Source organism: Arthrobacter sp. MYb224, from assembly GCF_002975455.1.
In the GTDB taxonomy this organism is placed as follows: Bacteria; Actinomycetota; Actinomycetes; order Actinomycetales; family Micrococcaceae; genus Glutamicibacter.
The window spans coordinates 47,191-67,043 of sequence record NZ_PCPU01000006.1 but is presented as its reverse complement, the minus strand read 5'-3'; the positions used below and the strand labels follow the sequence as shown (position 1 = coordinate 67,043).

Genomic DNA, 19,853 nt, shown 5'->3' with positions numbered 1-19,853 from the left:
CCTAGCTCGCGCTCGCCGGGAGCGGTTCGGGCGAATCGAGTTCCGCATGGGTATCCACTCGAACGCCGTCCAGGTAGGTTCCAAGCACCTCGACGGTACACAGTTCCTCGGGGGAGATCGCCAGCGGATCTGCCGCGAAGACGGAGAGGTCTGCTGGCATGCCCAGAGTCAGGCGCCCGCCGGTCGTGCCGGTGCTTTCATAGACGTTGGCGGTGTAGCCTTCCAACGCCTCTCGTGCCGAGAGCCGGTGGCGTGGTTGTGCGCTGTCGCTGTCGGGCACCTCGGTACGCCGGCGGGTCTGCGCATCGGCCATGATCAACCGCGGGTCAAAGGGGGCGATAGGCCAGTCGGAGCCCAGCGCCAGCACCAGTCCGGCGTCCTTGACGTCGCGTAGCCGGAATGCAAACTGCGCGCGGCGCTCACCGAGGCGCCGGGACCAGGCGTCCGAGCCGTCGGCGCGCACAAAATGGGTGCAATGCGTAGGCTGCATGCTGATGGTTGCGCCCGAAGCCTGCAGCCGGGCGAAGTCCTCATCATTGATTTCTTCCAAATGCTCAATGCGGTGCCGTAATCCATCCTTGGGCAGGGCGGCAATCGCCGAAATGACAAAACCGATGCCCCGATCCCCAATGGCATGCGTGGTGGTGGTAATTCCGGCCGCGGCTAGCGCATTGAGATTCCTGAGGTACTGCTTCGGATCCAAATACAGTGAATCCATGGATTCGCCTTCGGTATCCGGTTCGTAGAGCCACGCGGTGCCGTTGTCCACGGTCCCGTCAATCATGAGCTTTGCGCCGCGCACCTGCCAACGCCGGCCGTGTTGTCCCTGTAGCTCGATGATCCGTTCCAGCGCTTCGGCGCCGTCGCTCGCCATCAGCCAAGGCGCAATCCGCAGCTTGATGGGAAGATCGCCGTACTGTTCGAGGCGTCGGAAGACCTCTAGGGAATCGGGGTCGGCAAAATCGAGCATTTCTCCGCCGGTCAGCCCGCTGGCGGCCATCTCGCGCAGCAGCCGGTAGACGGCGTGCACCTTGTCGTCAATGCTCAAAACGGGCAGGGAGCTCTCGACAAGCGCCATGGCAGCAAACTCCCGCAGGAAGCCGGTGGGATTGCCCTGCAGGTCAACCACGACGCTGGAACCGTCGGTAAAGCTTTCCGTGCCGCTGATGTCCGCAAGCTGAAGCATTGCCTGCGAAGCGAGAGCCGAATGGGCATCGAAGCAGGTGACGTAGCTTGAACGGCCGGGTGCTGCCGCTTCGAGAAACTGCCCGTTGGGTTCGGCCGATCCGAAGATCGCCACATTCAGCCCATGTCCCAAAAGGATCTGATCGGATTCTCGCGTGCGTGCATACTCAGCGAAAAGGTGGGTCGCTTCTTCCACGGTTCGGGCATCGCCGAGGAAAATTCCGCGGGTGACAGACTGACCGAAAACCGGGTGGATATGCGCATCGACGAGCCCCGGGGTGATGGCGGCATCGCCGTGGTCGATAATTTCCGTATCGGCGGTGAGCCAATCCCGCGACTGGTCACGGTTGCCGAGATGCGAGATCACTCCGTCGGTGATTCCCAGTGCGGTTATTTCCTGCTCCTGAGTCAGCGTGTGTATGGTCGCTGCGTACAGCACCGTCTGGGGTCCGTGCATGGTTTCACTCCAAGATATTAATAGTGTTAATTATTTTTGAGTCTAACCTCGGAACCACCGAGTGTCCATGGTTGGATGGAGGTGGAATTGTCGAAGAATCGGGATGGTCTGAATGTCGCAACGAGTCGCCGGCCGGCCGGCCACGCCAATCCTGTCGCAGCAGGGAATTGTCGATGCCGCTTTCGCCCTGCTTCAAGACGTGGGGCCGGAAGAATTTTCCATGGGGCGGCTGGCCCGCGCCTTGGATGTGCGGACACCGGCGCTGTATAACCACGTGGAGAATCGGCAGCATCTGGTGAACCTGATGCGTCGAGACATGGTGCGTTCCATCGACCGAAGCATGCTTGCCGACCTGCCCTGGACCGAAGCGCTCTTCCACTTTGCGGTGTTATTCCGCGAAGCCTTGCTCCGTGTTCCCGCAGCCGTTGAGCTGATTGTCGCTACACCGATCTCCGAAGAGTCCGAATCGGGAGTGATCTACGAAGAGATGGGACGGCTCCTGCGCCGTGCAGGTGTTGCCGTGCCGAGAATCTTGATGGTGATGGTTGCCATTGAGTCGCTGGTGGTCGGCGCGGCATTGGACATCGTGGCACCCGGCGCGCATGTTGCCGCGCTACCCGAGCAGGGCGGTGAAGGCGGTGGCAACAGCCACGGGGAAGTCATGGAAAGCGGGGAAAAATATGCGCGGCAGGCTCGATCCACGGTTAGCGATCAATCCTTTGAATTTGGGCTACGTGCCATGATTGCTGCCATCGAGCGGGAAGTCGCCCAGCCTTAGTCTCGGTCGGGTTGAGCTGTCGCCATGTTTCAAACAAATTAATCTTATAAATTTCTTTTGAACATCGAGGTTGACTGAATGGGCTTCTTCGAGTTTTCCGAGTGATCAAAAAGTTCCAAGTCATTCTGCCTAAGTTGGCCGTAATTGCAGGGCTCAACTCGTTCTCCCGGTCGATCTCATGAGCTTTGAACGCCTTGCTGGCCACTATGACCCCCTTGCTAATGGTGAGGCCTATCACTACATTAAGTGAACGGTCTTCATTATTTTCGATGGTGCGCCTTCGCGTGCTGGAAAGTCCGTCGCTTCACGCGGCGGCAGCAGCGGGGCACCTGCAGAGAGGTAACGGTCATGAAACAGGCTCAGCAATATACGGAGGGCGTGACGGAGGCACCCACGCAGATGAACCGGGTACTGGGGCTTCCAAACCTCGTGCTCTTCGGCATGGTCTACATGGTGCCGCTGACGATCTTCAGTACCTATGGAATCGTCACGGAAATTACCGGCGGGCGGTTGCCGGTGGCCTATCTAATTACCCTGATAGCTATGCTGTTCACCGCCCGTTCCTACGGGCTGATGTCACGGGCATTTCCCGTCGGGGGTTCCGCGTATGTTTATGCACAGCGGTCATTCGGTTCAAATATCGGGTTCATGGCCGGTTGGGCATTGCTGCTTGACTACCTCTTTTTACCCATGATCAACTACCTGCTCTTGGGGATCTACCTCAACGAGTTTTTCCCGTCGATACCTCCGTGGGCCTTCATGCTAGCCGGGATGGCGCTGGTTACCGTGCTGAACATTATCGGCATCGTCTCGGTGGCCCGGACAAATATCGTGATCATCGGCTTCCAGTTCCTGTTCATCATCCTCTTCATCGGATTCTCCCTCGCGTACCTGCGGGGTCAAGCCACGGTAGATCTGTTTGCGCCCCTGCGGGGGACCGGGGACCCGGGTGGCTTTGCTCCGCTTGCCGCGGGAGCGGCAATTTTGTGTCTCTCGTTCTTGGGGTTCGATTCAATCACGACGTTCGCGGAAGAGGCACGCAATCCCAAGCGGGATTTGCCAAGGGCCATCGTGCTCACCACCCTGATCTGCGGATTTCTGTTCGTGGTGCTGGCCTACGTCTCGCATCTTGTCTACCCCAGCCACGAATTTACGAACGCTGATTCCGCTTCCATCCAAGTTGTCTTCGCGGTCGGCGGGCAATTCCTGTCGATCTTCTTCACGGCTGGTTTCATTTGCGGTGCAATGGGTTCTGCCTTGGTATCGCAGGCATCGGTGTCACGGATCCTCTACAGCATGGGCCGCGACGGGGTGCTGCCGCGCCGAGTATTCGGCTATCTTCATCCGCGGTTCAAGACTCCAACATTTGTCATCCTGATCGTTTCCGCCGTCTCACTCACCGCGCTTTTTGCCAGCCTGGAAATGGTGTCCGCCATGATTAGCTTCGGAGCGCTGGTGGCGTTTTCGGCCGTAAACCTCTCGGTCATCAAATATTTCTTCCTGGCCCACCGGCACCGCGGATTGGCAGCCACCATTAATTATCTGGTGCTGCCGCTCATTGGCGTGGCGCTGACTATTTGGTTGTGGACCAGCCTCAGCGCATTGTCCTTGACGTTCGGTCTGGCTTGGATCGTTTTGGGGCTGGGATATCTCGCCTATGTAACCGGTGGATTCAAGCGAAAAGCGCCGATGCTGGATCTTGCCGAGTAAGTCTTGTCTGGCAGGCCCGATCCTTCTGGTTCATGCCAGGAGGAAGCCCGGCCGCCGGCCTACAAGTCCACAGCGTTGGCGAGTACGGGCAGTTGCTTTCGAGCGTGCGCGACCTGATCCAGATCAAGGTCAACTACCAGCAGCTGCGGTTCTGTGCCCGCCTGGGCAATGATCCGGCCCAAGGGGTCCACCACCACGGAATGCCCGACTCCCAATGGTGCGGCGCCCGTAACCTGCCGGCCAATGCTGGCAGGGTCGGCCTGGTCAACGGCCACCACAAAAGTCGTGGAATCCAGGGCTCTGGCCTGAGCCAGAGTGGTCCACTGTTCGGCCTTGCCCTCGCCCTGGCCCCAGGAGGCGGCGACGATATTAACCTTGGCTCCCGCCCGGGCATGGTGGACGAACAATTGGGGGAATCGCAGGTCATAGCAGGTGGCCAGTCCGACAATGGTGCCTTGGTGGTCAAACTGCACCGGAGTGTTTCCGGCGGTCACGGTATCCGACTCGGAAAAACCGAAGGCGTCGTAGAGGTGGATCTTGTCGTAGTGCGTATCGACACCATTGCCTGCGACCAATAAGGTGTTCCGCACCCGGCCTTCTTGGCCCGGGGTGAACATGCCCACGGCGATGGTGATGCCGATGTCGCGGGCCTGCTGGCGGACTAACGTAGCCCACGGCCCGTCTAAACGCTGGGCAAAATCGGCTAGCGGGTGGCCAAAGGACACCTGCATGGCTTCGGGAAAGACCACCAATGTTGCGCCGGCTGCTTTCGCTTGCCGCGCATGATCACGGATGGTCACCAAGTTTCGCTGCGGATCTGCGGTGCTCAATACCTGAGCCAATGCGATTCTCATGGTGGGCTAGTCCTTCCTCGCCAAATACTGGAAATACCCTACGCTCGAAACTCTACGCAGTAGCGGTGATAAGCGGAAACGGGTGGCAGAGCTGAGCGGTTGAACAGCCAGTGCGGATGAATGCTCCGGGTTTAACCCGCGGGGCTCAGCACTATAAGTTCGCCATCTGCTGTTCTTCGCGGCCCTTGGAAACAGAATAGATGTCTCGTTGACGTTCGCCGTCGACTTGAGCAGCCAAGGCATCCAACTCGTTCATTGATAGTTCGGAGAGTCGAATGTTCAGCGCCTCCAAGTTGTCATCAAAATGGGCACGGAAGCGGGTGCCCGGAATTGGTGAAACGGCCACGCTGTGGCGGTCAGCCTGCTCGTAGACCCAGCTCAGCGCCACCTGCGCCGTGGAGAATCCTTCACGTTCGGCCACGGCCTCGATGACCTTTCGCAGCCGCAGATTCCGCTTCATGCTCGTTGGTTCGAAGCGTGGGAAATTATGCCGGATATCGCCGGACTCCAACTGCTCCAGCGAGTCCACCTGTCCGGTGAAGTAGCCGCGGCCCAGCGAGGCATAGGGAACCAAACCGACCCCGAGCTCGCATGCCGTCGGAAGCAGCCAGCGCTCAATATCCCGGCTGAAGATCGAGTACTCCATCTGAATTGCGGTGATCGGGTGGATTTGATGTGCCCGACGAAGCTCGTTGGAGGTTACCTCGGATAATCCGATGTGTTTGATCTTGCCGGCTTGAACCAGTTCAGCGTAGGCTCCGACGGTCTCCTCGATCGGCACGCGGCTATCAACCCTGTGGTAGTAGTACAGGTCCACTTCGTCGACACCGAGTCGTTGCAGGCTCGCATCGAGACATTCCTTGATGAAGGCCGGATCGCCATTGGCTCGTGGATCGCCCGGGTTTTTTGGGCGAACAATGCCAGCCTTGGTGGCCAGCGTAACTTCATCGCTGCGCGTCTTGAGCACCCGGGACAGCAGGGACTCATTATGTCCTTCGCCGTAAATGTTGGCGGTGTCGAGGAAAGTAACTCCGCTATCGATGACGTGATTTAGGGTGCGCAGAGATTCGTCATCCTCGGCCGAGCCATAGGGTCCGCTAAGTGACATGCTCCCGAACCCTTGACCGGTTATCTGCAGCCCTTGCCCGAGCTCGATGGTGCCTACCTTGATGTCCTGTGCCATGCGAATCCCTCATGTCTGCATTGTTATCTATTATCGAGCCTAACTAAGAGGTCCTAAGTATGACGTCAAAACGGGTTGATTGTTGAGATTCGTTAACTTGCCTCTATGCGACACGCCGAGAATAAATTGTCCCTGATATGGGCGAAGAGACTGAGTCTCAAAAGAGGTCGATCATCTCAGAGTAAAGTTTTTGCCATGGTCCCTGCGGTGCGTGAACGAGTGCGCGAGAAGATGAAGGTCGAGTTGGCAGAACAGATCTATACCCTGTTCGCCGAGCAAGGACTGGAGAACGTTACTGCACAGCAAGCCGCTCAATCAGTGGGCATTTCCCGGGCTACCTTCTTCAGGTATTTCTCCTCGAAGGAAGATGCGGTGATCACCGCCCTAGGTTCGCTGAATGTGCATTTTTCTGAAGCGTTGGCGTCCATGGCCTCTCATCCCGGAGAAAGCCTGCTGGAACTTTTGCGCCGAAGCTTTGAATCGACGGTCGTGGCCGCAGAACAAGACCCAGAAGCCCTACGGGGACGAATTCAGCTGGTGTGGGGGAGTCCCGCGTTGCGCGCCAGCTGGCAAGAATTTAGACGTGAGCAGCAGGCTTCCCTGGCGCAGGCATTATCGTCATTTTGCGCCAACGTTCGTCGGGCGGAAACCTCTGCGCTGCTGGCCATGGCGCTCTATGACCACGCGTTAGTTCGCTGGGTTAGCGCGCCCGAAGAAAGCTTGCGCGAAATCCTAGATGAAGCATTCGACTTTGCCGCCATGATCGATGATCAGTGGGCCGGCGCGAAATAGCTTCCGCAGTGGGGCTACGGCAGGCGAAGAACTTTCATGGCGTTCGTGAGGAACTGAGCGGGGCTGAGTTCGTTGGATTGCGCCCAGCGGATCCACGCAGAGAAGGTGACGCTGCCAAAGGCCACCGAAAGGTAGTGGGCCTCATCTACGCCGAGTCCGCCGTCCACTAGATGCTGCAGCATTCGTCCGTTTTGCGGGGCCATCCGCAGGGGTGCCTGGGCCAACAGTTCGGGTTGTTCTGCGATTAGACGAAGCCGGCCGCGGGTGACTTCCAAATCCGGTAGCGATCGCAGGGCGGCTTGGATTGCCTCATGCATGGCGTCCAGCAACCGCATGTCAGAGCCTTGTGCGACATCCAATGCCTGTTCCGAAATTTCAGCAGCTTCGAGCAGTCCTCCCCACACCAGATCCGCCTTGGACGCGAAGTAGCGGTAGAGGCTTTTGCGTCCAATTCCCGCCTCTTCGGCAATTTGCGCCATGGAGACCGCGCCGTAGCCGTGTTTGGCAAAAAGTTCTAGGGCGGTGCGGGCCACCGATTCCGGATTAATGCTCTGCGGGCGTCCGGAGAGGCGTGTGGTGGAGAGATCCTGAGTGTCCGGCATATCTCAAGTATGACCCATTGAGTTATGACACTCTGTGTCATAATATGAAGTTACTATTGTCTAAGTAATCAGAAAGAGCGGTCATGAGCACGGAAAACGTTTGGCAGGAAAAAATCACCCCGGCACGTTTTGACGGCAAAACCGTCATTGTCACCGGCGCGGGTTCAGGCATCGGCAAGGCGACCGCCCTGCGCGTGGCACAAGAAGGCGGCAAGGTGATCGCGGCAGATATCAGCGGTGAGCGCCTCGGCGAATTGGTCGCAGAAAACCCGGAGCTGAGCATCGTTGCGGTAGCCGGTGACATCACCGATCAGCACGTCGTTGATCGGATCGTTGCCGCTGGCGAAGGCAAGGTCGATGCCCTGGCCAACGTCGCGGGCATTATGGACAAGTTTGAGCCCATCCATGAGGTGGAAGACTCCACCTGGGAGCGCGTGTTCAACGTCAATTTGAATTCGATCCTAAAGCTGACCCGGTCCGTAGTGCCCCTGATGCTAGAGGCCGAAAGCGGCACGGTTGTGAACGTCGCCTCGGAAGCGGGGCTGCGCGGCTCGGCAGCAGGCGTTGCCTACACCGCCTCGAAGCATGCGGTGGTCGGCATGACCAAAAACTCGGCCGTCATGTACGGGAAGAAGGGGATCCGCTTCAACGCAGTCGCCCCTGGTGCGGTGCAGACCAACATCGAGGCGCCGATGGATTCGGCATATGCCCAGCAGGTGATTGCGCCGCTGATGAGCATCATTCCCGGCATGGCAACCGCGGCTCAGTTGGCAGCTTCCATCACCTTCCTGCTCAGCGACGACAGCACCAACATCAATGGTGTGGTGCTTGCCTCGGACACCGGTTGGAGCGCCATCTAGTTTCGCAGATCTAATGCCCCAGTGCCGCTTTAGTACGCAGCTAGTAGGCGCCGGGCTAGGTTGCTGGCCAGAATTGCGAATTTGACCCAGGTGGGCAGAACCACTGAACCGGTGCTTGTTCAACTCGGAGGAGGTCCCCGAGAAATCTTAGTTCCTTGGATAGCAGCCTAATCTTAGGTACCGGTGGGTGGGGTAGACATTGATCCAAAGATCCACCCAGCGCTGCGCCTGGAAATGGCTGCCAAGCGCCCCGCTGGCTGGATCATTGTTCGTACGGTCTTCCACGACAAATCCAATCACAGAGTTTGCCGCGTTTTTAGCTTTGGGGCGCCAATACCGGCAAGAACTTGCCCCATTGAATTTGGGATTCCCCGCGTTGCCCATCGGCGACCGCCGCGGCCTCTTTGAGCGAGGTGGTGACCATACTGAGCGCCGCGCACCTAGGTTGTCCAGCCACTGTTGTTTTGGATCGTCGCGTGACCCGGGTGACGGGCTACGTTCAACCAGACACTGTCGGAGGTTCTGAAAATCACCGGTTCGTGAATCCTAGAATCCGACGTTTTCACGGCCCTTTAGCGTCAACATCTCGCGGGCCTCGTCGGGGGTGGCGACTTCGAAGTTCAGTGCCTCGAGGATGGTACGGATACGGGTTACTTGCTCGGCGTTTGAGGCGGCAAGTTGGCCGGGCCCGATCCATAGCGAATCTTCTAGGCCAACGCGGACGTGAGAGCCCATCGCCGCACCTATGGTGGCCAGTGGCATCTGATTTTTACCGGCACCCAGGATCGACCACTCGTAGGAATCGCCGAAGAGCCGGTCGGCGGTCCGACGCATGTGCATGAGATCCTCGGGGTGCGCCCCGATGCCGCCGAGCAGCCCGAAGACAGACTGGACGAAGAGCGGTCCGCGGGCCAAGCCGCGTAATTGGAAGTGCGCGAGGTTGTTCAGGTGCGATATGTCGTAGCACTCGAACTCGAAGCGGGTGTCGTTCGTATTCCCGATCTCCAAGATCTTTTGGATGTCGGCGAAGGTGTTTTTAAAGACGAGATCCCGGGAGTTCTCCAGACCTTCACGTTCCCACTCGTGGCCAAATTCCTTGAAGCGATCAAGCATGGGGTAAAGCCCGAAGTTCATCGATCCCATGTTCAGCGAGGCGAGCTCCGGTTTGAACTCGATTACCGGGCGCATCCGCTCTTCCACGCTCATATGCGGTGATCCACCGGTAGTGATGTTGATGATGGCGTCGGTGTTGGCCTTGAGCCTGGCCAGAATGGGCTCGAAGTGGGCGGGTTCCTGCGAAGGGCGCCCATCCTTCGGGTCCCGTGCATGCATGTGCACGATCGAGGCCCCGGCCTCGGCGGCACCGATTGCGGCATCGGCGATCTCATCGGCTGTGACCGGCAGATAAGGGGACATGGTGGGGGTGTGGATGGCGCCGGTAACGGCGGAGGTAATGATGACCTTGCGTGATGTTGCCATGATGGTGTCGATTTCCTTAGTAGAGCTTTTCGGTGTTGCCGTCAACTGCCATGGCCTGGCCATTGACGCTGCGGGCAAGGGAACTGGACAGGAACACTGCCATGTCGGCGATGTCGCCGGGTTCGGCAAGCTGGTTCAGCGAGGACTGGCGGTGGTAGAGATTGGAGACTTCCTCAAGCGGGCGATCGAGCATGTCTGCCTTGGCCTTGATGACGGCTTCGATGCGCGGTCCGTTCACGGCACCTGGGCAGATGGCGTTGACGCGAATGCGCTCGTCACCCAGCTCGATGGACAGTGTTTTTGTCAGCCCGATCACTGCCCATTTGGAAGCCGAGTAGGGGCTTCGCCCGGCCATGCCCAGTCGTCCCGCGGCCGAAGAGAGATTGACGATCGAGGCCTCAGACCCCTTGCGCAGCAGTGGTAGCAGGTGCTTGATGCAATAGAACTGCCCGTGCACGTTGACGTCGAAGGTGGCCTTCCAAGCTTCGGCATCGAGAGTCTCGACCGGTCCGGTGGGCCCGGCGATTCCGGCGTTGTTGACCAGCACGTCCAGTCCGCCCAGCTCTTTGCTGACCGTGGCGGCGAGTTCAATGACCTGGGATTCATCAGACACGTCGCTTACTGCCGCAGCGAATCCTGCCTTGCGGGCCGCCTCGACGGCCGCCGGATTTATATCCGTGACGAACACGGACGCCCCGAGGTCCTTGAATGCGGTGGCGATGGCCAAGCCAATACCGGCGGCTCCCGCCGTGACCAGCACCCTGCGCTGGGTAAAATCCAGTTTGTTCTCCATGGTGGTGTTTTTCTTTCTTGGTTCGTGGGAAATCTAGTGTGCGGCGACGGAGGACTTTGCAGGGTCTTCGGTACCGCGCTTGAGCTTGCGGGTCAAAAGAGCGCCGATGGTGCACATGGCGACAATGAACCAGAGGCCTGAGATCTTGCTGCCGGTGGCTTCCTCCATGAAGCCCATGACGTAGGGGCCGAGGAACCCGCCGAAGAGGCCGATGGTGTTCACGAAGGCGATGCCGCCTGCCAGCGCTGCACCGGAGAGGCGCGTTGCCGGGTACGTGAAGAGGATCGGCTGCAGGGCGAAGAAGTTGAAGGCGGCCAGGCAGAAGCCGATCATGCCCAGGATCGGGCCTCCGATGGCCCCGAGTGTGAAACCGGCGACGATACCGACCATTGTGGAGGTGGCGATCAATCGGGAGCGGGATGCGTTGGTGGCCAGTCGCGGCAACAGCAGGGCGCCGGCGGCGGAGAAAATCCATGGAATGGAGGTCAGCAGGCCGATCTGGATAGTGTTCAAAGCGCCGTAGGTGCCGATGATCGAGGGCAGGAAGAAACTCAAAGCGTAGACGGCAATCTGGTGCGTGAAGTAGATGGCCACGACCAGCAGGATCTGTTTGTCCTTTAGCACGTGGCGCAGCTTCGAGTTTCCGGAGGCCTTGGCCCCTGCGGTCTCCTCTGCCAGGATGCTTGCCTCGAGGTCCTCGGCTTCCTCCCGAGTGAGGAATTTGGATTCGGTGGGCTTATTGGGCAGGCACTTCCAGACGACGAAGGCAAGGATGCAGGCGGGGATGCCCTCGATGATGAACATCCACTGCCAGCCGTGCAGGCCGCCGAGTCCGTCAAGGGTTAGCAGTACGCCGCCCAGCGGGGCTCCGACGATGTTGGCGATGGAAACTCCGAGCAGGAACATGCCGTTGGCCTTGGCGCGGTCCTTGACCACGAACCACTGGGTGATGAAGTAGATGACGCCGGGGAACAGCCCAGCCTCGGCGATGCCCAGCAGCATGCGCAGGATGTAGAAGGACCATTCGCCTTGTACGAAAGCCATGCAGGCAGAGAGGATTCCCCAGGTGATCATGATGCGCATGATCCAAAAGCGGGCACCGACCTTGTGCATGATCAAGTTCGAGGGGATCTCAGAGAGGGCATAGGTCAGAAAGAACAGCCCGGCGCCGATGCCGTAGGCTGTGGCGGAGATTCCGAGGTCGATTTCCATCCGGTCTTTGGCCATGCCGATGTTGGTCCGGTCGATGAATGCCATGACGTACGCGGCAATCAGCAGCGGCATGATGCGCCGGAAAATGATCTTGTTGACGACTTCGGGGGACCGTTTTGTGGTCGTCTTTGCTTGTTTAGACATGTCAATGACTTTCTGGATCGGGCATGGTGGAAGAAGGCGGGGCGAGCGTCAGGGGATCAAGATTTTAGAGAGAATGGTTTATTGGGCGCCAAGGTCGGCTTGGCAGCCGCAGGTGCGACCGGTATGCAGTCGGTGACCGCATACCGAATGTTTGTAGGTGCTTCGCGGACGGGTGATCTGGTCAAGGAGGAGTTCGAAGGAGCGCTCAGCCATTTCTTTGACGGGTTGGACGATTGTGGTCAGCCCGATTAATCCGGAACGGCTGTGCGGCAACCCGTCGCTTCCGACCACCGCCACGTCATCTGGGATGCGCAGTCCGAGAGATAGCGCATGTTCCATAACGCCAATGGCGATCTCATCGGAGCCGCAGACAATTGCTCGTGGAGGATTCGGTGAGCCGAGGAGTTTTTCGGCGGCTACACGGCCGCCGTCTGAATTCAGCCTGGTACTGATCTTTCGCTCCCCGGTGATGAGCACGCCGACGGCTGCGGCCGTGCGCACGAAGGCATGTTCACGGGCCAGCGACGCGGTTGAAAAACGTGGCCCGATGACTGTGGCTATGTCCGTGTAGCCGTGGCCCAAGATGTGGTTCATGAGATCGGTGGCGGCGGCATCGTCGTCGATGCCTACGAAGTCGCCGGGAAGGTGGTCCGAGCGACGGGAGAGGCATACATAGGGGATGCGCTTTTGGCGCAGCGTTCGCAACGCCCTGGAGTCTTCGCGTAGCGCGGCGGCGGAGATGACGCCATCCACGTTCCTAGCAGCTAGAGTTCCGGCGACCTGGGCGAGCGATTCGGGCTCGTCCTGGGTGGTAGCTACGAAGACCTCGAAACCCTCAGCGGCCGTGGCATTAATAATGTGCTGCGCCCAACCCGTGTACATCTGATTGACGATGTTCGGAAGAATTAATCCCACGACCCGAGTCAGCAGCGGATCTCGACCCGCGATGTTCCTTGACGGGCGGAATCCCATTTCATTGGCAATCTTTACGACGTGCCGCCGAGTCTCCAAAGAGGCTCCGGGGCGCCCATTCATGATGTAGCTGACAGTGGCCGTGGAAACGCCCGATGCACGGGCTACCGCGGCGGCTGATACGCGGGCCGGACGGACTGGTGGGGTTTCGGTCGTGCTCGGCATCTTTGCCTCCTTTTGCGGTGTCGCTTCTAAAGCGTGTTATTCCTTGGCGTGTGATGACCATTACAGACCTGAGATTTACGTTAAGCAACGTTAAGCGACCGGAGCCAGGGCGAATTCCCCCTTTTGATTGGAACCGGAACGATCCTTCGCCCGGTCATCAGCTGATTCATAAACTACGAAAGAAAGAGCGCATAAAGTTTCTTACTAAAGCCCATGCCTTGATTCTGACCTCGAGTGCCTGAGGCGCAGGCTGAGTGAAACCGCAGCAATGCGCACAGCCGTCGCAATGGGCGGTGAAATCTAAAGTAGATATTCTGGATGTCGTCGGTGCACGGTCTCGGTTTCTTTGTCCGTAGGAACTCGTAGACAGACTAATTTTCCGCGAACTTCGAATCTCGGCACAGTCAATCTGCCGTGAGAGTGAAGGCATCGCAGGCCTACTGCCACACGTACACGCCCGTACCGGATGGTGCAGATTCATGGAATGTGCGCGAATTTATGAGGTGATCTGCATACTGGACACGTGGCTCATCTTCCAGAAAAAGGGGCGAGGAATCCGCGACCCGGGTATGAACAATGCCTGGACCGCGGGACACTCGCATATTGGTCATCGAGCCAGCAGAATCGTCTGCGGATTCACGTGAGCGAGGAATTGGATCCGGAAAACGAAAAACAGCGACTCCTGGCCACTCTCTATCGGTGGCAAGCTAGGGATTGGATCCATGTTCGTGCGATGATTGTTTTAAATCTATCCCCGCGAGAGGCAGGGGGGTTGGCCGCCACTCGGCGGAAAAATTCTCGAATCGACACACCACCCTAAAGGCTAGACTGCGCAGCAGGAAGCCCAGAGGCGACGGAGTGTACTTTCGACAGACAAGGAGGACCCAAGGTGCTAGGGGAATTACCATCAGCCATCAGTGGGCAGCGAGTCGCCGACGAATTGCGGAGACTGATCCTCGAAGGCGAATTCAAGCCGGGGCAGCGTTTAGGGCAGGAAATGTTGGCCGATCGGTTCAATGCGAGCCGAATGCCGGTTCGCGAGGCCTTGCGCCAACTTGAGGCCGAGGGGTTAGTCTCGATCGTCCCGCATAGCGGCACCTGGGTGGCTAAGCTGGATGCCTTCGAATTTGATCAAACGTACAAGATGCGCGAGGTTGTCGAACCACTAGCTGTCCGCGAGAGCATCCCCAACCTCTCAGATGCTCAAATCGACCGGCTCGGCGAGTTGGTCGAGGAAATTGACGCGACTGCAGGACCGCATCGCGACGTAGAGGGATTCCTTCGCTTGGATCGGGAATTTCATTTGCTCACGTACGCAGGTGTGCGCCACCAACCGCTTCTCGATTTAGTTCTGCGGCAGTGGAACACTACGCAGCACTATCGTCGCCTGCTTGTACACCGTCAGTCGGTGGAGGATGTCGTCGCAACGAATCTGGACCACGCGCTGATTCTCGATGGAATCCGACGCCGGGATCCGGAATCTGCCGCCGCCATGGTTCACCTGCATATTCGACGGACCAGGAATACCTTGGTTGACCCTACAGATGACACATTCGTGTAATTGGATCCAAATCTGAGTTTAGTGTAAATATTAATTACCCTCACGCCGCTACCAACGCAGGTAGCGGCGTTGTTATTTTCCCCGTGTTTACTGTATTTTTTGGGAAATCTATTCTTGCATCGTAATGTCCGATGCTGTAGACGCTGGTAGTTTGATGAAGTGTTTTCTCACGATTGGATACAATTTACTTGACCTGAGTCACATGCCTGTGTTTATCTGGAACCTATTGGATCCAATCTTGAATCTTGGATCTCCGGGTTACCGAACGCTCCGGCGTCGGAGAGCCCCAAAAATACGTACTTATGAAAGGCAAGACGACGATGTCAAACCCATGGTGGCCTTCGGCTTCTGCTGATTCGGTGTTCCTCTCCCCGGCAGCCGTGATCGGCGGAGCCGGAGCGGTGCGCAATCTCTCGGAGATTCTTTCCACCCAGCTCGCAATCAAGACTGGATCCATTTTGCTGGCCGTGGATGACGCCGTGGCAGCCGCCGGGCTCATCACTCCCGTCGAGGACGCACTGCGCGAGGCGGGCTACGAAGTCCACACCCGCGGAGGATTCGGTGCCGAACCTTCGGCAGAGATCGTTGATGCAGTGGCCGCCGAAGCTCGGGCGGCTGGTATTTCCGCGGTCGTTGGCATCGGTGGCGGTTCGGTTTTGGATTCGTCCAAGATCGTCGCCCTGCTGTTGCGCAACGAAGGCGGTTCGGGGGACTGGACCGGAGTGGTGGCCCCCGAAAATGGGGTGGCACCACTGGTACTTGTTCCCACCACCTGCGGCACCGGCTCGGAAGCCACTCGCATCGCTATGGTCACGGTGGAGGGTAGCAAGCGTGCTTCCAGTTGCGCCCTGTATGTCCCGCGCGTCGCGGTGATAGACCCCGAATTGGTGTCTTCGCTGCCTAAATCCGTGATCGCGGCTACCGGGATGGACGCTCTGGCCCACGCCATCGAAGCGCTCATGTCGACCAGCGCCTCCGTGCTCTCCTCCCACCACTCCCTGCGCGCCATCGAGCTGCTGGTCGGCAACCTGGAAAAGGCATACAACGGGGACAAGGATGCGTTGGCCAATGTCCTGTGGGCCTCGCATATCGCGGGCCAGTCACTGAACGCGGGCGTAGTGCTCGGCCACTCGCTGGCCTACTGCCTCGCGCACGAGCAGCCCATGCCTCACGGGGTGTCCTGTGCGATCGCCCTGCCTTACTGCATTGCCTACAACCAGAACCTGGAACCTGGATTGGCCAAGCTCATCGCCTCGGCGCTGACCGGCGGGCAAAGCGAGGACCTGCGAGTCGCCGCTACGGAGGTTTCGGAGCTCTCTGGTCGCATGGGACTTCCGCGGACGCTTGCCGAAGCGCGCATCAACCCCGACTCCGTCCCGGAAATGGCGAGATTGTGCGCGACCGACTATCCACGTCCCACTAACCCGGAGCCCTTCGACGAGCAGCTCCTTGCGGATCTTTTCCGCTCCATGGAGTCCGGCGATTTGGATCTCGCCTTCGCCGCCACCGCCCGCTGACACATCCTCAGAAGGAAAGACTTTAACCATGACTTACGGACTACTGAAGAACCTCGTCAACGGGGAATTCGTGGCCTCCGATTCCGGAGCCCAGATTGATGTCTACAACCCCGCAACCGCCGGGGAAAAAGTCGGCTCGGTGCCGGCCATGAGCAGCGATGAGGTCGCCCGGGTCTTCGCCGCCGCCGAAGCCGGGGCGAAGACCTGGAAGAAGACCAACCAGCTTCAGCGCGGACGTGTCCTGCTCAACGCCGCGGCGTTGATCCGTGAACGCAGCGATGAGCTGGCCTCGCTGATCGTCACCGAAATGGGTAAGACAAAGGCCGAGGCTACCGGAGAGGTCGGCAAGACCGCCGAATTCTTCGAATACTACGGTGGCATGGGCCGCGACAGCTACGGCGACTTCCTCGCCGACGCCCGCCCCGGAACCTTTGCCGCGCGCATCGTCGAGCCGCTCGGCGTAGTCCTGCTCATCACCCCGTGGAATGACCCCTTCCTGACCCCGGCCCGCAAACTGGGTCCGGCGCTGATCTCCGGCAACGCGGTGGTCATCAAGCCCGCCACGGTAACCCCGCTGATCACCCTGCGCCTGGCCGAAATCCTGCACGAGGCTGGTCTGCCCGCCGGCGTGCTGGGCACGGTTACCGGCCGCGGTTCCGAGCTGGGCGACGCACTCTTCGACTACGCCGGACTTCGCGCGGTGTCCTTCACCGGTTCCACCGCGGTGGGCAAGGGCATCCAGGCGAAACTGGCCGGCGGCGGCATCCGCGTGCAGACAGAAATGGGCGGAAAGAACGCGGCGGTCGTCCTAGACGACGCCGACCTTGACCTGGCCATTCCGACCATTGTCGCGGGGGCCTTCGCGCAGGCTGGACAGCGTTGCACGGCCACCAGCCGACTGATCGTCCAGAAGGGGATTGCCCTCGATGTGCGCACCCGCATTGCCGATGCCGTGGCGAAGCTGCGCGTCGCGGCCGGCTCTGGTGAGCAGGTTGACCTCGGACCGGTAGTGGACGAGGGCGCGCAGAGCACGATCCGCGGCCACGTCGAGAGAGCCATCACGCAGGGTGCCGAGGTGATTGCCCGCCGCGAGCTCGAAGGCGAGGCCGCCACCGCGGGCGCCTTCGTGGAGCCTACCTTCCTGGGCATCACCACCGAGCATGACATCTGGAAGGAAGAGGTCTTCGGGCCGGTGCTGGGCATGGTCGAGGTGGATTCGCTGGACGAGGCAATCGCCGCGGTCAACGACTCCGCGTACGGGCTGTCCAGCGCAATCTTCACCCGCGATCTGGCCAACGCCTTCCGCTTCCTTGAAGAGGCTGACACCGGCCAGATCTCGATCAATCAGCCCACCACCGGCTGGGACATCCACCACTCCTTCGGCGGATTCAAGGATTCCGGCTCCGGGTACAAGGAGCAGGGTCGGGACGCGCTGGCGTTCTACACCCGCATCAAGGCCGCGGCAATCCGCACGCACTAGGGCAGAAACTTCGAGAGGAAACGCACCATGAACAACGAACTCTTTTCCTTGACCGGCCGACGCGCCGTCGTCACCGGCGGCGGTCGCGGGTTGGGCAAGGCCATTGCGGCCGGTCTGGCCTCCGCGGGCGCCACCGTGGTGGTGGTCTCCCGGACCGCCGCGGACGTCGAATCAGCTGCTGCGGAACTGGGCGCCAATGTTCATCCGCTCTCCCTCGATGTAGCCAGCGGCGCGGCCGGGCAGATGGTTGACGCCATGGAAAAAGCAGCTGGCGGGGCCATAGATATCGTGGTCCACGCGGCCGGGGTCCAGCACCGCCAGCCGGCCGAGGAATTCGACGCCGAGGCTTGGGATCACGTGTTGCGAGTCAACCTCACCGCTCCCTTCGCGCTCAGCCAGGAAATCGGCCGACGCCAACTCGCGGGGGAGCGGGGCGGCAGCCACATCTTCGTCGGATCGCTCACCAGCCTGATCTCGGTTCCGGATGTGGCCGCCTATACGGCTAGCAAGTCCGGAGTCTATGGGCTGGTACGCAACCTCAGCACCGAATGGTCCTCGCGCGGCATCCGGGTCAATGGGATCGGGCCCGGGTACTTCCGCACCGCGCTGACCGAGAAGGTCTTCGCCGACGAGGCGCGCTACCAGAAGATGCTGGACCGAATTCCCATGGGCCGCTTCGGCAATCCGGAGGAATTGGCCGGCACCGCGGTATTCCTCGCTTCGGATGCTGCCAGCTACCTCACCGGCCAGCTGCTGATGGTCGACGGCGGCTGGACCGCCTCCTAGGCGCCAGCCATTCGACCACCCATCACTCACACCGAACATCGGAGACAAAGATGTCACCCACCGAGCGTGGATTTAACCGGAGGTCATTTCTCCGGTACTCCGGAGCGGGTCTGCTTGCCTTGGCTGCGGCTCCCGCACTGGCCAGTTGCGCCTCCCGCGGCACGGACGCAACCACCCTGCGACTGGGGGCCATGTACCCTGTATCGGGCACTAACGCTCTGCTCGGCGAGGAATCATGGCGCGGAGTGCAGATCGCCACCGACCTGCGCAACGCAGGTGGAGGTGTCGCTGGCAAGCAGATCGAAATGGTGTTCGCCGACGTTCCGGATGTGAACACCGCGGCCTCGGAGGCCCGGCGCCTGGTGTTCAACAAGAACATCAAGCTCGGCTTCGGCACCTACAGCTCGTCGCTGGCTCTGGCGGCGACCGAAGTCTTTGCCCGCACCGGAAACGCCTACGTGGAGCTCGGCGCGGTCTCCGAGGCAGTGACCACCCGAGGCTATGACAAGGTCTTCCGACTGAACCCCACGGCCGCGGACATGACCGGACTGCATATGGACTTCATCCAGAACTACCTGGCCGGAGCGCTGGGCAAGCCAGTGAAGGATTTACGCGTGATGATGCTCCACGAGGACTCCTCCTACGGGCAGTCCATCGTTTCGCTGGCCAAGGCAGCGGCTGACAAAATCGGCCTGCAGCATTTCGAAGCGGAACCCTACAGCGCCAAGTCCACCGATCTGTCATCCACCGTGCTGCGCATGAAGTCGCAGGAGCCCGACATCGTCCTGGCCGTGTCCTATGCCGCGGACGCGGTCCTGCTCGGCCGCCAAATCCGCGACAACAATGTCAAGCTCGGCGTCTTCGTGGGCACCGGTGGCGGCCACAGCCTGGCCAGCTTCCAGAAAGCGCTCGGCGATGCGGCGGACGGGGTGTTCGACGTCGACTTCACACAGATCCACGTCAACCGCGACTTCACGCCGGGCATCGAGGACTTCATCTCCGAATACCACAAACGCTGGAACGCGGAACCGGCCTCCGGACATTCGCTGAGCAATTTCACCGGCGCCCAGATGCTCTTCGACATCCTGGAGACCACCGGGGGAAACGACGATCCGGAGGTGTTCGCCGCCGCGGCGCGAAAGTACCACCGAGAGGCCGGGACTTCGGCCGCCGGGTGGGGCTACGAGCTCGACGCGCAGAACCAGAACCAACAGGGAAGCATGTACGTCATGCAATGGTCCGGCTCCAAGCTGGAGACCGTCTACCCGCCCGAGGCCGCCGTCCGCGCGCCGAAACTCATCACACCATTCGGTTTGTGACCGA

The 19,853-nt window shown here is 59.8% G+C and carries 17 protein-coding genes; 9 read left to right on the top strand and 8 right to left on the bottom strand.

Features of this window, described 5'->3' with window-relative positions; translation table 11 throughout:
* Position 1 precedes the first annotated feature (1 nt).
* Positions 2–1,642 carry an amidohydrolase gene (locus CQ017_RS12450; protein ID WP_105553981.1) on the bottom strand — a complete coding sequence of 547 codons (1,641 nt, stop codon included), beginning with the start codon at positions 1,640–1,642 and terminating at the stop codon, positions 2–4.
* 112 nt (positions 1,643–1,754) lie between these two features.
* On the opposite strand from CQ017_RS12450, the gene CQ017_RS12445 reads away from it, so the two are divergent.
* The gene (locus CQ017_RS12445) at positions 1,755–2,420 is read left to right on the top strand and encodes a TetR/AcrR family transcriptional regulator C-terminal domain-containing protein (protein ID WP_096255231.1); all 666 of its coding nucleotides are present in this window, start codon (positions 1,755–1,757) and stop codon (positions 2,418–2,420) included.
* 348 nt (positions 2,421–2,768) lie between these two features.
* Entirely contained in the window at positions 2,769–4,130 is a 1,362-nt protein-coding gene (locus tag CQ017_RS12440) for an APC family permease (protein ID WP_096255233.1), read from the top strand.
* Positions 4,131–4,189: 59 nt separating this feature from the next.
* Here the strand turns inward: CQ017_RS12440 and CQ017_RS12435 are convergent, their stop codons facing one another.
* Positions 4,190–4,984, bottom strand: a complete 795-nt coding sequence (locus tag CQ017_RS12435) for a carbon-nitrogen hydrolase family protein (RefSeq protein WP_096255235.1) — start codon at positions 4,982–4,984, stop codon at positions 4,190–4,192.
* Positions 4,985–5,135: 151 nt separating this feature from the next.
* On the bottom strand, positions 5,136–6,167 hold the full coding sequence (locus CQ017_RS12430; protein ID WP_096255237.1) for an aldo/keto reductase: 1,032 nt from the start codon (positions 6,165–6,167) through the stop codon (positions 5,136–5,138).
* 105 nt (positions 6,168–6,272) lie between these two features.
* Here CQ017_RS12430 and CQ017_RS12425 point away from each other — a divergent pair, with 105 nt between their 5' ends.
* Positions 6,273–6,959, top strand: a complete 687-nt coding sequence (locus CQ017_RS12425; protein ID WP_096255239.1) for a TetR family transcriptional regulator — start codon at positions 6,273–6,275, stop codon at positions 6,957–6,959.
* Positions 6,960–6,973: 14 nt separating this feature from the next.
* Here the strand turns inward: CQ017_RS12425 and CQ017_RS12420 are convergent, their stop codons facing one another.
* Positions 6,974–7,561, bottom strand: a complete 588-nt coding sequence (locus CQ017_RS12420) for a TetR family transcriptional regulator (protein WP_105553980.1) — start codon at positions 7,559–7,561, stop codon at positions 6,974–6,976.
* An 83-nt stretch (positions 7,562–7,644) separates the two neighbouring features.
* On the opposite strand from CQ017_RS12420, the gene CQ017_RS12415 reads away from it, so the two are divergent.
* Positions 7,645–8,421, top strand: coding sequence for an SDR family NAD(P)-dependent oxidoreductase (locus CQ017_RS12415; protein ID WP_105553979.1), 777 nt, complete (start codon positions 7,645–7,647; stop codon positions 8,419–8,421).
* A gap of 546 nt (positions 8,422–8,967) precedes the next feature.
* Here the strand turns inward: CQ017_RS12415 and CQ017_RS12410 are convergent.
* The 4 genes from CQ017_RS12410 to CQ017_RS12395 all read right to left on the bottom strand — a co-directional run bounded on the left by CQ017_RS12410 (position 8,968) and on the right by CQ017_RS12395 (position 13,186).
* Positions 8,968–9,900 carry a 3-keto-5-aminohexanoate cleavage protein gene (locus CQ017_RS12410; protein WP_105553978.1) on the bottom strand — a complete coding sequence of 311 codons (933 nt, stop codon included), beginning with the start codon at positions 9,898–9,900 and terminating at the stop codon, positions 8,968–8,970.
* Between the two features lie 16 nt (positions 9,901–9,916).
* Entirely contained in the window at positions 9,917–10,693 is a 777-nt protein-coding gene (locus CQ017_RS12405; protein ID WP_105553977.1) for an SDR family oxidoreductase, read from the bottom strand.
* A gap of 33 nt (positions 10,694–10,726) precedes the next feature.
* Complete coding sequence (locus CQ017_RS12400) at positions 10,727–12,049, bottom strand: MFS transporter (RefSeq protein WP_105553976.1); 1,323 nt, start codon at positions 12,047–12,049, stop codon at positions 10,727–10,729.
* Between the two features lie 78 nt (positions 12,050–12,127).
* A complete protein-coding gene (locus tag CQ017_RS12395; RefSeq protein ID WP_105553975.1) occupies positions 12,128–13,186 on the bottom strand; it encodes a LacI family DNA-binding transcriptional regulator in 1,059 nt (352 codons plus the stop codon).
* Positions 13,187–14,075: 889 nt separating this feature from the next.
* On the opposite strand from CQ017_RS12395, the gene CQ017_RS12390 reads away from it, so the two are divergent.
* The 5 genes from CQ017_RS12390 to CQ017_RS12370 all read left to right on the top strand — a co-directional run bounded on the left by CQ017_RS12390 (position 14,076) and on the right by CQ017_RS12370 (position 19,849).
* Positions 14,076–14,747 (top strand): GntR family transcriptional regulator, encoded by a 672-nt coding sequence (locus CQ017_RS12390; RefSeq protein WP_219843940.1) that lies wholly within the window; start codon positions 14,076–14,078, stop codon positions 14,745–14,747.
* A 320-nt stretch (positions 14,748–15,067) separates the two neighbouring features.
* Positions 15,068–16,264, top strand: coding sequence for an iron-containing alcohol dehydrogenase (locus CQ017_RS12385; protein WP_181148327.1), 1,197 nt, complete (start codon positions 15,068–15,070; stop codon positions 16,262–16,264).
* A 28-nt stretch (positions 16,265–16,292) separates the two neighbouring features.
* Positions 16,293–17,744, top strand: a complete 1,452-nt coding sequence (locus CQ017_RS12380) for an aldehyde dehydrogenase (protein ID WP_105553973.1) — start codon at positions 16,293–16,295, stop codon at positions 17,742–17,744.
* 27 nt (positions 17,745–17,771) lie between these two features.
* The gene (locus tag CQ017_RS12375; RefSeq protein ID WP_105553972.1) at positions 17,772–18,530 is read left to right on the top strand and encodes an SDR family oxidoreductase; all 759 of its coding nucleotides are present in this window, start codon (positions 17,772–17,774) and stop codon (positions 18,528–18,530) included.
* 50 nt (positions 18,531–18,580) lie between these two features.
* The gene (locus CQ017_RS12370) at positions 18,581–19,849 is read left to right on the top strand and encodes an ABC transporter substrate-binding protein (protein WP_105553971.1); all 1,269 of its coding nucleotides are present in this window, start codon (positions 18,581–18,583) and stop codon (positions 19,847–19,849) included.
* The last annotated feature ends 4 nt before the right edge of the window (positions 19,850–19,853 follow it).

Excerpts from the sequence above, each read along its gene's own strand:
- CQ017_RS12450 (WP_105553981.1), bottom strand. The coding sequence starts at position 1,642 with ATGCACGGACCCCAGACGGTGCTGTACGCAGCGACCATACACACGCTG.
- CQ017_RS12445 (WP_096255231.1), top strand. The coding sequence starts at position 1,755 with ATGTCGCAACGAGTCGCCGGCCGGCCGGCCACGCCAATCCTGTCGCAG.
- CQ017_RS12440 (WP_096255233.1), top strand. The coding sequence starts at position 2,769 with ATGAAACAGGCTCAGCAATATACGGAGGGCGTGACGGAGGCACCCACG.
- CQ017_RS12435 (WP_096255235.1), bottom strand. The coding sequence starts at position 4,984 with ATGAGAATCGCATTGGCTCAGGTATTGAGCACCGCAGATCCGCAGCGA.
- CQ017_RS12430 (WP_096255237.1), bottom strand. The coding sequence starts at position 6,167 with ATGGCACAGGACATCAAGGTAGGCACCATCGAGCTCGGGCAAGGGCTG.
- CQ017_RS12425 (WP_096255239.1), top strand. The coding sequence starts at position 6,273 with ATGCGACACGCCGAGAATAAATTGTCCCTGATATGGGCGAAGAGACTG.
- CQ017_RS12420 (WP_105553980.1), bottom strand. The coding sequence starts at position 7,561 with ATGCCGGACACTCAGGATCTCTCCACCACACGCCTCTCCGGACGCCCG.
- CQ017_RS12415 (WP_105553979.1), top strand. The coding sequence starts at position 7,645 with ATGAGCACGGAAAACGTTTGGCAGGAAAAAATCACCCCGGCACGTTTT.
- CQ017_RS12410 (WP_105553978.1), bottom strand. The coding sequence starts at position 9,900 with ATGGCAACATCACGCAAGGTCATCATTACCTCCGCCGTTACCGGCGCC.
- CQ017_RS12405 (WP_105553977.1), bottom strand. The coding sequence starts at position 10,693 with ATGGAGAACAAACTGGATTTTACCCAGCGCAGGGTGCTGGTCACGGCG.
- CQ017_RS12400 (WP_105553976.1), bottom strand. The coding sequence starts at position 12,049 with ATGTCTAAACAAGCAAAGACGACCACAAAACGGTCCCCCGAAGTCGTC.
- CQ017_RS12395 (WP_105553975.1), bottom strand. The coding sequence starts at position 13,186 with ATGCCGAGCACGACCGAAACCCCACCAGTCCGTCCGGCCCGCGTATCA.
- CQ017_RS12385 (WP_181148327.1), top strand. The coding sequence starts at position 15,068 with ATGTCAAACCCATGGTGGCCTTCGGCTTCTGCTGATTCGGTGTTCCTC.
- CQ017_RS12380 (WP_105553973.1), top strand. The coding sequence starts at position 16,293 with ATGACTTACGGACTACTGAAGAACCTCGTCAACGGGGAATTCGTGGCC.
- CQ017_RS12375 (WP_105553972.1), top strand. The coding sequence starts at position 17,772 with ATGAACAACGAACTCTTTTCCTTGACCGGCCGACGCGCCGTCGTCACC.
- CQ017_RS12370 (WP_105553971.1), top strand. The coding sequence starts at position 18,581 with ATGTCACCCACCGAGCGTGGATTTAACCGGAGGTCATTTCTCCGGTAC.